11 protein-coding genes and 1 pseudogene are annotated in these 12446 nt (G+C 56.5%); 5 read left to right on the forward strand and 7 right to left on the reverse strand.

The features are described from left to right. Positions 1-6: 6 nt before the first annotated feature. From ACU6HM_RS17085 to hutU, 4 genes and pseudogenes are all read right to left on the reverse strand, one after another. Entirely contained in the window at positions 7-309 is a 303-nt protein-coding gene (locus ACU6HM_RS17085) for a helix-turn-helix domain-containing protein (protein WP_257112665.1), read from the reverse strand. Beyond that, positions 296-676, reverse strand: a pseudogene (locus tag ACU6HM_RS17090) (type II toxin-antitoxin system RelE/ParE family toxin); the annotation flags it as partial. The pseudogene ACU6HM_RS17090 and the gene ACU6HM_RS17085, both read right to left, overlap by 14 nt. A 395-nt stretch (positions 677-1071) precedes the next feature. Next, on the reverse strand, positions 1072-2607 hold the full coding sequence (gene hutH, locus ACU6HM_RS17095) for a histidine ammonia-lyase (RefSeq protein ID WP_446764115.1): 1536 nt from the start codon (positions 2605-2607) through the stop codon (positions 1072-1074). A gap of 18 nt (positions 2608-2625) precedes the next feature. Next, positions 2626-4356 carry a urocanate hydratase gene (hutU, locus tag ACU6HM_RS17100; protein ID WP_446764116.1) on the reverse strand — a complete coding sequence of 577 codons (1731 nt, stop codon included), beginning with the start codon at positions 4354-4356 and terminating at the stop codon, positions 2626-2628. Positions 4357-4672: 316 nt separating this feature from the next. Between hutU and hutC the strand changes: the two genes are divergently transcribed. Next, the gene (gene hutC / locus ACU6HM_RS17105) at positions 4673-5362 is read left to right on the forward strand and encodes a histidine utilization repressor (protein ID WP_230940569.1); all 690 of its coding nucleotides are present in this window, start codon (positions 4673-4675) and stop codon (positions 5360-5362) included. A 133-nt stretch (positions 5363-5495) separates the two neighbouring features. Here hutC and ACU6HM_RS17110 read toward each other — a convergent pair whose 3' ends face one another. Then, the gene (locus ACU6HM_RS17110) at positions 5496-6356 is read right to left on the reverse strand and encodes an AraC family transcriptional regulator (protein ID WP_250756294.1); all 861 of its coding nucleotides are present in this window, start codon (positions 6354-6356) and stop codon (positions 5496-5498) included. Positions 6357-6488: 132 nt separating this feature from the next. On the opposite strand from ACU6HM_RS17110, the gene ACU6HM_RS17115 reads away from it, so the two are divergent. After that, positions 6489-7043: a GNAT family N-acetyltransferase gene (locus ACU6HM_RS17115; RefSeq protein WP_324576758.1), complete on the forward strand. Its 555-nt coding sequence runs from the start codon at positions 6489-6491 to the stop codon at positions 7041-7043. 127 nt (positions 7044-7170) lie between these two features. Here the strand turns inward: ACU6HM_RS17115 and ACU6HM_RS17120 are convergent, their stop codons facing one another. Beyond that, positions 7171-8682: an MFS transporter gene (locus ACU6HM_RS17120; protein ID WP_446764117.1), complete on the reverse strand. Its 1512-nt coding sequence runs from the start codon at positions 8680-8682 to the stop codon at positions 7171-7173. A gap of 169 nt (positions 8683-8851) precedes the next feature. On the opposite strand from ACU6HM_RS17120, the gene ACU6HM_RS17125 reads away from it, so the two are divergent. Then, on the forward strand, positions 8852-9733 hold the full coding sequence (locus tag ACU6HM_RS17125; protein WP_446764135.1) for a LysR family transcriptional regulator: 882 nt from the start codon (positions 8852-8854) through the stop codon (positions 9731-9733). Between the two features lie 125 nt (positions 9734-9858). On the opposite strand, the gene ACU6HM_RS17130 is transcribed toward ACU6HM_RS17125, so the two are convergent. Next, entirely contained in the window at positions 9859-10350 is a 492-nt protein-coding gene (locus tag ACU6HM_RS17130) for a DUF2938 domain-containing protein (RefSeq protein ID WP_251196704.1), read from the reverse strand. Positions 10351-10431: 81 nt separating this feature from the next. Between ACU6HM_RS17130 and ACU6HM_RS17135 the strand changes: the two genes are divergently transcribed. Both ACU6HM_RS17135 and cml read left to right on the forward strand, forming a co-directional pair. Next, complete coding sequence (locus ACU6HM_RS17135; RefSeq protein WP_446764118.1) at positions 10432-10902, forward strand: helix-turn-helix domain-containing protein; 471 nt, start codon at positions 10432-10434, stop codon at positions 10900-10902. Positions 10903-11161: 259 nt separating this feature from the next. Beyond that, entirely contained in the window at positions 11162-12361 is a 1200-nt protein-coding gene (gene cml, locus ACU6HM_RS17140; RefSeq protein ID WP_250756297.1) for a CmlA/FloR family chloramphenicol efflux MFS transporter, read from the forward strand. Positions 12362-12446 lie beyond the last annotated feature (85 nt).

Raw genomic sequence — 12446 nt, forward strand, 5'->3', positions numbered from 1 at the left:
AAAAAATCAGATGATGGCCTGTAAGCCCTTGTCGGCAATGATATTCAGCAGCTTGAGTGCCGGGCCAGTGGGATGGGTTTCACCTTGCTCCCACTTGCGTATGGTCGATGCCGTAGTATGCAAATAAAGCGCAAATACCGGCTGGCTGAACTTCAAGCCTTCCCGCAGCCGTTTGATGTCGGCCGCATCGAACTCCCGAACTGGCGGTGGGCAAATTGCGTCAAACTCGCGCATCGTCACCTTGCCGATCGCTCCTGCCTCCTGGAGCGCCTCCAGGTCGCCGCGTAGCGATTCGATGATCTTGCTCACAATGCACCTCCAATAACACGTCAGCCTGCAATGCATTCAACAAGGCTTCAGGCGACAAGCCCAGGAACACCTTCCCTACAAATTGCAGCGCTTTCTTCTCATCCGGCGTGATGTTCCCCTTGTCGCTCTTGGAGAACCCATGCAGGAACACATAACGGCTACCTATTCTGGCCGAAAGCAAGCTGCGATAGCCGCCGCTTTTGCCACCACCAGGGCGAGCTACCCGCTTCTTGTATAAGGCGCCACCCAAGTCCACATCGATCAGACCGCTTTCCATCTCCTGAACTGCCTTGCACAAGGCAATATCAGGCAGCTTCTCGGCCGCCTGCCATCGCGCAAAGTCTTTGCGCTTGAGAACGCGCGTCATATCGACCTCCAAACTATACCCGTATCGGGCACACTTATCAATCTCTCGTCGTGGAGCAGCCAATTCGCCATCCGCTCGCCCATCCCACGCGGGCTTATCCTCCTTGTGAACATAGCGCATGCACATCGCCACAGCCATATGACTTGTGAGCTTTATATCCATCTTGATTGGCACGCCTCAGTTGGCAATACAGGCCGTCGCTCGATAACAGATACCGTGCCTGCCTACGTAGGGGACGCAGCAGCCGTCGTGTTCACCGTGGACTTATGTCAGCAGGGCGTAGTCCAGAGAAATGCAATGCTGGGTCGCCGTGAAGCAAAAAAATCCCTGGCGTGGGGACCCATGCCAGGGACAAGTTCGTGGAGACAAAAACAATCAGCAGTACTTCATGAAAACTAGAAAAGATCAGCCGCCGTCGCCGCCAGGCTCTCATCCAGCACCAAGGCTTTCAAGGCCTCGATATCGGGAGCCAAGTAACGGTCCTGATCGTAAAAAGGCACGGTCTGGCGAATCGCGTCTTGCACCTTTTTCAAGCGCTCGGAAGTCAGCAAGGGCGCATGAAAATCAATGCCTTGTGACGCGCACAGCAATTCAATTGCCACAATCGCGGCCGTGTTCTGTGCCATGTCTTCCAGACGGCGCGCTGCAAAGGTTGCCATGCTGACGTGGTCTTCCTGATTAGCCGAAGTAGGCAGACTATCCACACTGGCAGGATGTGCCAGCGACTTGTTTTCCGAAGCCAGGGCCGCTGCGGTCACATGGGCAATCATGAAGCCCGAATTCAAACCCGCAGAAGGCACCAGGAACGGTGGCAAACCAGAGATGCTGGCATCAATCAACAAAGCGACTCGACGCTCTGCCAAGGCACCAATTTCAGCAATAGCCAGAGCCAAGCCATCGGCAGCAAACGCCACCGGCTCGGCGTGGAAATTACCTCCGGAAATCACCTGATCCGGCTCGCCATTCTTGCCGGGAAACACCAGCGGGTTATCCGTGACAGCATTGGCTTCCGTCAACAGGCTGCGTTCGTTCTGTGTGATCAGATCCTGAATCGCACCCATGACCTGGGGCTGACAGCGCAAGCTGTAGGGGTCCTGCACCTTGTTGTCATTGTCGCGATGCGACTGACGAATCTGGCTGCCAGCCAGCAGCTCCCGGTACAGGCGAGCCGCATAAATTTGCCCCGGCTGTCCACGGACCTCATGGATGCGCGCATCAAAAGGCGCATCACTGCCTTTGGCGGCGTCCACGCTCAAGGCACCGGCCAGAATCGCATTGCGGAACAAGGTCTGGGTGCGGAACAGGCCGTTCAGGGCCAGGGCCGTAGATACTTGCGTACCATTGATCAGCGCCAGCCCTTCCTTGGCAGCCAGCACAATGGGAGTGATACCCGCCTTGGCCAAAGCCTGCTGGGCTGGCATCCATTCGCCCTGCCACTTGGCCTGCCCTTCCCCGATCAGCGTCAAGGTCATGTGCGACAAGGGCGCCAGATCACCCGATGCCCCCACCGAACCCTTGGACGGGATGAAAGGCACCACGCCCGCATTCAGAATATCCAGCAAGGTCGTAACCACATGCGAACGTATGCCCGAAAAGCCGCGCGCCAAGCTGGCAATTTTCATGGCCATGATCAAGCGGGCCACTGCATCGGACACCGGCTCGCCCACCCCCACGGAGTGCGACAGAATCAGGTTCTTTTGCAGTTGCTCCAGATCATGGTCGGGAATGCGTTGCTGGGCCAGCTTGCCAAAGCCGGTATTGATGCCATAAGCCGGATTACCTTCCCGGATGATCTTGGCCACAATGGCCGAGGACGCATCCATGGCCCCGATCGCCTCTGGTGGCAGAGTCAGAACAGTCGGTTCCTGCCAGATTTGGCGCAGTTGTGCCAAAGTCAGTGCGCCGGGAGAAAGCTCGATACTCTTGCTCATTTATCTGTCCTGTTTTTCTTACTTGATCATGGGCAATGTCAGCCCGAAATTCTTGGCCGTTTGAATCGCCAGCTCGTAGCCGGCATCCGCATGACGCATCACACCACTGGCGCAATCGTTAATCAAGACCCGCTCCAGACGGGCCGCAGCCTGCTCACTACCGTCAGCCACAATCACCATGCCAGCATGCTGGCTGTAGCCCATGCCCACCCCGCCCCCGTGGTGCAGCGAAACCCAGCTGGCCCCGCCGGCGGTATTCAACAAGGCATTCAACAAAGGCCAGTCCGACACGGCATCCGTGCCATCACGCATGCTTTCAGTTTCGCGGTTGGGGCTGGCCACCGAGCCTGTATCCAAGTGGTCGCGGCCAATCACAATGGGCGCTTTCAGCTCGCCCTTACGCACCATTTCGTTAAAGGCCAGACCAGCGCGGTGACGCTCGCCCAGTCCCAGCCAGCAAATTCGTGAAGGTAAGCCCTGGAAAGCAATGCGTTCCTGCGCCATGTCCAGCCAGCGATGCACGTGCTGATTGTCAGGGAACAGCTCTTTGATTTTTTGATCGGTTTTGTAGATGTCCTCCGGGTCGCCTGACAAGGCCACCCAACGGAACGGGCCTTTGCCCTCGCAAAACAAGGGGCGAATGTAGGCAGGCACAAAGCCAGGGAAATCGAAGGCATTGGCCACGCCTTCATCAAACGCAACTTGGCGAATGTTATTGCCGTAGTCCACAACCGGAATACCCATTTTCTGGAAATCCAGCATGGCTTGTACATGAACTGTGCAAGACTTGGCAGCCGCTTGTTGAATGCGGACGTGTTGGGCCGGATCTTTCTGCGCCGCCTGCCACTGTTCCACCGTCCAGCCTGACGGCAAATAGCCATTGAGCAGATCGTGGGCAGAGGTCTGGTCAGTCACCAGATCAGGTTTCAAACCACCCGCTTGGGCACGTCGCACCAGTTCAGGCAGTACATCGGCAGCATTACCCAGCAAGCCAATCGACACCGCTTCCTTGGCGGCCGTGTGTTGGGCAATCAACTCCAGCGCATGATCCAGATCCCGCGCCTGTTTATCCAGATAACGGGTCTGCAGACGGAAGTCGATACTGCTTTGCTTGCATTCAATCGTCAGCGATACCGCCCCGGCAAAAGTCGCCGCCAAAGGCTGTGCGCCACCCATACCACCCAGACCAGCAGTCAGAATCCAGCGCCCGGCCAGCGAACCACAAAAATGCTGACGACCTGCTTCAGCAAAAGTCTCGTACGTGCCTTGCACAATGCCCTGGCTACCAATGTAGATCCAGCTACCCGCCGTCATCTGCCCATACATGAACAAACCGGCCTGATCCAGCTCGTGAAACTTCTCCCAGGTAGCCCATTTGGGCACCAGATTCGAGTTGGCCAGCAGCACACGCGGCGCATCGCTATGAGTACGGAAGACACCCACCGGCTTGCCGGACTGAATCAGCAAGGTCTGGTCATCCTCCAACTGGCGCAGGCTGGCCAGAATCTGGTCATAGCACTCCCAGTTCCGGGCTGCACGCCCGATGCCGCCGTACACCACCAGATGCTGGGGGTTCTCGGCCACAGCCGGGTCCAGATTGTTCTGAATCATGCGGTACGCGGCTTCCGCCACCCAGTTCTTGCAGCTGAGCTGGCTACCCGTAGGGGCATGAATCTGCCGCGCAGGATCGAAACGGGGATCGTGGCTGGCCGCCAAAGTGTGATGATCAGGCATGGTGATGTCCTCCATCTGAGGTGTCTCTGGATACGCGCTGGTTCTATCTGGCAGGCTGTTTCCACACCCGAAGGGCAGGTCCTGGCGCCGACAAAACAACGGTTTTCTTGTAAGCTCATGCCAATGTATAGTCATTTTTCCAAGTTGTCTATACATATAAAAGAGAGCCTTGCATAAGCCCGTGAATGCGAGCATGGGAAGGCATCACTCGCGGCCTGGTGCACGACCTCAGATCTGGCCTGCGCGAAACTCTTTTGAGTGTGAACACGTCCTACAGGAAAGCATAAAAATGGATGTCCCCCAGACGAGTCATTCGTCAACTGAACCAAGCATGCCCGCCTACCTGCAAATCAAGAATTTTGTGCTGGAGAAAATCCAGTCTGGCCAATGGCGTGAAGGTGATCTGATCCCCACTGAACTGGCTTTATGCGAACAATTTGGCGTGTCGCGCATGACGGTCAACCGCGCGCTGCGGGAGTTGACGAATGATGAGCTGCTGGTCCGCATCAAAGGCTCGGGCACCTACGTCGCGCAGCCCAAATTCCAGTCCACCCTGATCGAGATACGCAGCATCGCGCAAGACATACGGGAGCGCGGCCACCAACACAGTTGCCAAGTGCTGAGCATGGAGCGGCTGCAGGCCAGCCCGGCTCAAGCGCGGCTATATGGCATTGCACCGGGCGCAGCGCTGTTTCATTCCATTATTGTTCATGCCGAAAACGGCTTGCCTATCCAGTACGAAGATCGTCTGGTGGACGCGCAAATGGCGCCGGATTACATGGAGCAGGACTGGAGCCAGATCACGCCTAATGAGTACTTGGTGCGCGTTGCCCCCTTGCCAACCGGCTTTTACAGCATTGAAGTGCTGGTGCCGCCCGCCGGAATCGCGCAGGCCCTGCACATGAAAGAGCAGCAACCCTGTCTGGTGATGGACCGCCGCACTTTTTCCAGCGAGCAGTTCACAACTCACGCCAGGCTGTGGCATCCAGGGGATCGCTACAAATTCACTGGCAAGATGTGAGCCGTAAATCTGCTCTGCCTAGAGTTTGACTCCCAAACGCATCGATCAGGCGCACAGGCTTCTGGCCTCCTGAGTCATACACCATCGCCATTTTCTTGTCGCATTGACCTGGCATGACTAACCCTTGAGCTGATCACTTGCCAAGCACACCGGAACGAGCCTGCTCATGCTGGCGATAGCGGGTCAACGACAAGCCTGTATGGCGCTTGAAGTACCGGCACAGATAAGAGGGATCCTCAAAATTCAGCTGATCAGCAATCTGCCCGATCGCCAGCTGGCTGTAGGAAAGCAGCGCCTTGATCTCCAGAACCACTTGCCTGTCGATCAAGGCCTTGGGGCTGTCGTTAAAAAACTGTTTGCTCAGCTGGGACAGATAAAACGGGGTGATGTTGAGCGCATCGGCATAAAACTTCACCTCTCTGTGCTGCCGGCATTGCTGGCCAACCAGTTCCCAAAACCGCCAGCTGATCATTTCCTGACGGCTGAACGGCTGGCCGCCCTGATACTCGGACGGAATCTGCTGGGCAATATGTAGAAAGAAATTCTGCAGCTGATTACGCAGCATGATGTGCTGATGCAGCGTGCTGGTCTGCACAATCTCGTGCAGTTGCAGCAACCAGGCCGCCAGTAAAGCTCGATCTCTCTGCGGAGGCACACACCGCGGATTGTCGTGCAGGAACACGAACAAGGAATTAGGCAGCTGATAAGCCACTTCTGACGCCAGGTTCTTGGGCATCAACAGAAAAAACACCTTGAAACCGCGTGAGCGCCGTCTCAGCAAGGTAATCGTATCTTCGGCCAGCACCAGCACATCATGGGCCCGTACGACCTGATCCTTGAAGTTCAAGCTCACCAAAGCACGACCCGACAGGCAGATCATCAAGGTCATATAGGCATGACCGAAAGACAAAGGCATTCCCACGCCTTCGGCCAGCGTGGTCTGGCCTGTCAGCCAGCTATCTTTGGCGCTGAATAGTTGTGGAATCTGATGCATGGTGTTCCTCTGCCCTTCATGGCCCGGCAACCGACAGGACTTGCTAAAAGTACCGAAACTACCAAGGTCCTGCTCTGTTCGCCAAACCAGCCAGCTTCTATTCTGTTTTCTGCTGAATGGTGAGTAAAGAAAATGACACTTCAAACAGAAAGACTTATTTTACGCCCCTGGCAGGACACCGATGCCAAGGACTTGTACGAATACGCCAAAGACGAGCGAGTTGGCCCGATTGCAGGTTGGCCGGTGCATACCAGCGTTGAGGAAAGTGCCGAAATTATCCGCACAGTTTTCAATATGCCCGAAGTGTATGCCGTCGAGCACAAAGTTAATGGCCGAGCTGTCGGTTGCATCGGCATCCTGATCGGCAAGAACAGCAACTTCGAGATCGGCGAAGAAGAAGGCGAAATTGCCTATTGGATTGGCGTGCCCTACTGGGGCCAGGGCTTGATCCCCGAGGCCATGCGCGAAGTGATGCGACACGCTTTTGAAACGCTGAAGCTGAAAGCACTGTGGTGCGGCTACTTTGCCAACAATGCCCAATCGCAGATTGCGCAAACCAAGTGTGGCTTTCGCCATCATCACACCGAAGAAAACAAGTACAACCAGTTCCTGCAGGACTACCGGACTGAGCACATCAGCCGCATTACTGCTGAAGAATGGTTGTCCTTGCCCAAACAACAGGCCTGAACACCCGTCGTAACCCACACCCACGCCGCCGCTGTGGGTGTAGAACGGCCCCCAAAACCTGGATACCTGTCCCAGGCGTTTGGGGCCCGTTCACCTTGGGCATCGCGTGCAGCGCACGCGGTGTCTTCTAGGCCGTTTGCAAAGCGTGCTTGGGCTGTCGCAACAAGACAAAGAGCAGACCGGCAATCAAGGCCGCCAGGCCTGCCAGCGCATGCAGCACCGTCAAAAATGAAGCGGCATAACTGGCAGTCAATTGCGCTTCCAAACCAGGCAGCTGTTGCGCGGCCAACTGCAATTCACCCAAAGCCGCCCGACTGGCCGCTTCCAAAACCGCTGCTTGTGTAAACGTAGTGCTGCCCACACTCAGGTGCTGCTGAATCAAGGTAGCCAGCAGCGCGCTGACCACGGCAATGGCCACACCATCCGCAGAGATTCGCACCGTATTGAAGATACCCGTCGCCATTCCAACCCGATCCGGGCTGACCACACTGACCGCCATCCCGTCCATCAAGCCCCAGGGCAAACCGATACCCACGCCGATCAGCAATAAAGGCAGATGCAGTGCTGGACCGCCACCTGCCTCAAAGCCTTCAGCCAGAGTCCACAAACCCACGGCCACCAGAAGCAAACCCAGGCTGGACAAGGTGCCTGCCGATAGCCAGCGAGTCAGCAAGGCCGCCACAAAAGGCACGATCAACAAGGGCGCAGCCAGCCAAACCATCATCTGCCCGGCCTGCAATGCACCGTAACCATCAATACCCATAAAGCGACCGGGCAACAACACAATCAGCACGATGAACAGGAATGCAGGGGCTGCAGCCAAAGCCTGCACACCCACAAAGCCGGGGTCACGAAAGAAACTCAAATCAATCATGGGCTGCGCAACGCGGCGCTCTATGCAGACAAAGCCCACAAAGGCGACAACAGAGGCCAGCAGGGTGGACAGCACCCAGCTATCGGACCAGCCCCGTTCCGGGATCAGCAACATGCCATAAGTAAACAGGCCCAAAGCCAGCGTAAAGCTGATGGCACCCGGCCAGTCCAATGTACCCTGCGAGCCGCCCTGACTGGGCTTGGTACTGATCAGAACCAGCAACAAACCGACCACGCCAATAGCCCCGGTCGCGTAGAACACGCCTTGCCATTGCAGCGCCTCCACAATCCAGCCGAAAAACCAGGGACCAAAAGACAGCCCCAGCCCGAAAGACGTGCCTAACAAGCTGAACGCCCGCGCCCGTGCACGTCCTTCAAACAAGGGAGCCAGGGAGGACATGGCAGCGGCAAAAGCGGCGGCACCGCCCAGGCCCTGCATCATACGCAAAATATCAATCCAGAACACGGAGGGCATGAAAGGAATGGCAATGGTAAAGGCGCAAAACCACAGCATGCCAATCAGCCAGATGCGGCGCTGGCCGTAAATGTCCGTCAGGCTGCCTGACACCATCATGGCACCGCCGTAACTCAGGATGTACGCGTTCATGATCCAGCTCAGTTGCGCGGCGCTGCCACCCAATTCCGCACTGATGGCCGACAGCACCACTGCCGGGCCGGTGAAGCACAAGGGGATCAATAAAGCCGTTAAACAGGCTGACAATAATTGCAGCCGACGCATGGCCGGCGAGGAAGAAGAGGAAAGCATGGTTCTCATTGACTGCTAAAGCGTGCGTGCCCAACAGAAATGGACACGGCGTGAAATACCCGCATGATCGGGGTCGATTTCAGGAGCTTAAGCGTCACCCCATCAAAGAAAAATACACTACAGTTATTAATACTTAGGAAATAAATTCTTAAATAGAGTTGACACCATGATGGAAAACCTGAGCAATATCGGCCTGTTCGTACGCGTGGCGGAACGCCTGAGCTTTTCGGCCGTGGCCCGCGAATCCGGCCTGTCGCCCTCCACAGTAGGCAAGTCCATCGCCCGTCTGGAAGAACGGCTGAAAGTGCGTCTGTTTCACCGCAGCACCCGCACTCTGGCCCTGACTGCCGACGGCAAGGTTTTTCTGGAGCGCTGCAGACGCATATTGAGTGAAATCGAAGCAGCAGAACTGGAAATGTCCCAAGCCAGTGAAATGCCGCGTGGCACCTTGCGAATCAGCTTGCCGCGCTACAGCGGCCTGTTTCAGCAGGCCATCAGCCACTTCATGCAGCGTTATCCGGCTGTAGAACTGGATCTGGACTTTTCTGACCGTCTGGTCGATGTGATTGGCGAAGGTTTTGATGCTGCCATCCGTGCCAGCGCCTTGAGTGATTCAGGCCTGATGCGCCGCCGTCTGTGCACGTTCCGTCGCGTCCTGGCTGCCTCCCCCGAATATCTACAAGAGCATGGTCGCCCCTTGCACGCCAAAGATCTGCAACACCATGCCTGCCTGCACTACCGCTTCCCCAATACCGGGCGGCTGGAACAATGGCCAATTTCCGAAACTCAGGACGTACCCGAGCTGCCCCGCACACTGGTTTGCAATAGCGTGGAAATGCGGGTGCATCTGAGCTTGCAAGGGCAAGGCATCGCTTGCCTGCCAGATTTCATCGTGGGCGAGCATTTAAGCAGCGGACGGCTGCAAACCATTCTGGATGAATGCACCCATAACACCGTGCCACTGTGGATTGTCTGGCCTGCCAGCCGCAACCTGTCGCCCAAGCTGCGCGCCTTTATTGATTGCATGAGCGAGGCGGTTTTCCAGGCCTGACCAAACACATACTGCTAGTGCCTCCTGCTCAGTCCCCGGTCAGCTCGGAAGCGGCATCCTAGGACTGGCTGGCGCACAAAAAGAGCAGGCCACCCATGACAGAGGCCCCAACAAATGACATCTCCTTAAGCCACCTGCTTGATCAGCAAGGCCGCAAGGTACATGCCCAAACCAAAAACCGCGTGTGTCAGCAGGCTGCGCAAACGGTTAGTCCAAGGCGTGGGGGTACGCGAGGCCGCCACTCCGGCTCCCATGGCGGGCTGCATGACAAAAAAGGGCATCACGACCGTAGCCATGCCCACCATGACGGCAGGCAACCAGCGGGGATCTTGCAGCCACTCAGTGCCGTAAACCGCAAGCAGCAAAAAGGCGAAAACAATGCCCACAGCATAGTGAATGAACCAGCCCCAGGCAGACTCTCCCGCAATCGGCTCAGCCTTGCTGATACTGCTGTGTGCGATCTGGCCACGCAGCAAATGCCCGGCCCAGCGCCCCACCATGGCGTAGTTCAGCGTGGCAACGCCCATCGCCCTTTGAATCAGGCCCCAGATATCCATGAAAATAGTGGCTCCGACTCCGATCAGAATCACATGCACCCATTCATTGATCGACAACATTGGCAATCCTTCCCGTTGATAAGCACCTTGTTTTTGAGTAATCATAAAAGTTGAAGTCAACTTCAAGTCAACAGGTACAAGATGGATATTTCAGAAGTTGCCAAGCAAACCGGCTTACCCTCCTCCACCGTGCGTTACTACGAGAAAGAAGGCCTGATCCGTGCAGTCAGCGCCCCCGGAGAACGGCGTCGTTTTACGCCCCAAGTGCTGGATCAACTGGCCTTGATTGCCTTGGGGCAAGCGGGCGGTTTGTCGCTGGAAGAAATACGGGCCATGCTGCCTCCCGATGGTTCTGCGCAGGTGGACAGGCAATTGCTGCTATCCAAGGCCGATCAACTGGATGCCACCATCAAGCGCCTGAAAGCCATGAGCGAAGGTTTGCGCCACGCCGCGCACTGCCCCGCCGCCAACCATACGCAGTGCCCGACATTCCAGCGTTTGCTGAAAGCCGCCGCCATCCGGGTAAAGAAGAACAAGACCAGCGGCTCCAGAGCAGCGATGTCGCATCTTGCCCAAACGGTGTCGGGCATAAAAACAACCACCACAAGCTGACGCTTCAAGGCTGTAAGAACCTCCCCCTATAATGAGCAGTTGTCGCAGCAAGGCCAGGCCAGCCGCCACCTTAAAGTATCCAATCCGCGACACACCAACAAACGATTATGAGAGGAGCCGTCTGCATGACGAGCACTAAGTCAGCAACTGAGTAAGCCGCAACAAGCTCTGGTCTTGTTGCGGCGTTCTGTACTTCCAATCCCGCTGATTGATAACAAACAGACGCCGCCCGATTTCTTTTTCGAGTGGTAATTTTGTTATGTCTTCCTCACGCTCTTCCTGGGCTTATACGCTGCCGGCTGCCCTGCTGCTGATGGCGCCCTTTGACATCCTCGCCTCCCTGGGGATGGATATTTACCTGCCCGTCGTCCCGACCATGCCGGAAATTCTAGGTACGACCCCAGCCATCATCCAGCTGACCCTTAGCCTTTACATGCTGCTATTGGGTGCGGGGCAACTGATCTTTGGCCCCCTGTCGGATCGCATAGGCCGACGACCTGTTTTGCTGACAGGGGCCGCCCTGTTTGTGTTGGCCTCAACCGCCGCTGCCTTGTCCAATTCCGCCTGGGCTTTTGTTGGTTTTCGGGTGCTGCAGGCACTGGGGGCTTCGGCCACCCTTGTGGCCCTGTTTGCCACAGTGCGCGATGTGTATGCAGACCGCCCCGAAGGGGTAGTGATCTATAGCCTGTTCAGCTCCATCCTGGCATTCGTACCCGCCTTGGGGCCTATTGCAGGTGCTCTGATTGCCCGCATGGGAGGATGGCAAGCCATCTTCCTGAGTTTGGCAGCGATGGGGCTCATAGCCTGGATCCATGCGCTGTGCAGATGGCAGGAGACCCGACCTGCCAAACCGCTGCATTCCCAGCAGCGCGCACTGGCCGTCTTCAAGAGTCCGGCCTTCTGGGTCTATACCCTGGGCTTCTCCACCGGGATGGGGACATTTTTTGTTTACTTCTCGACCGCGCCCCGAGTCTTGATCGGACAAGCTGGCTATTCAGAAGTGAATTTCAGCCTGGCCTTTGCCAGTGTTGCCCTGGTGATGATTGCCACCACCCGCCTGTCCAAAACCTTTGTGGCTCGCTGGGGAACGGCCGGGAGCCTGAGACGCGGTATGGGTTTGATCGCCCTAGCCGCCCTGTTGCTGGCAGCAGGACAACTCCTGCTGGAACCCTCCTTTAGCAGCTTTATCCTGCCCATGTGGCTAGCCGCCATGGGCATTGTGATGACGGTATCCGTCACCGCCAATGGCGCCTTGGCCCAGTTCAATGATGTAGCCGGTTCCGCCGTGGCGATCTACTTTTGCGTAGAAAGCCTTATTGTTAGCGTGTTCGGTACCGTAGCTGTGACCTTGCTGGGCGGGGATACGGCATGGCCACTGGTGGTCTTTGGGCTGGGAATGAGCAGTGTGGTTTTGCTTGCATTGATGTTGCTGGAGGCAAGGCCCAAACGCGAGGTTTAAGGTTAAAAAAGGAAGGCTTTCGATAAGCCTTCCCTTCATTTAGATCACCCGTCGTCACTGTTCATGAATAATGTCAGGAGCGAGC

This window comes from Alcaligenes sp. RM2 (genome assembly GCF_052931795.1).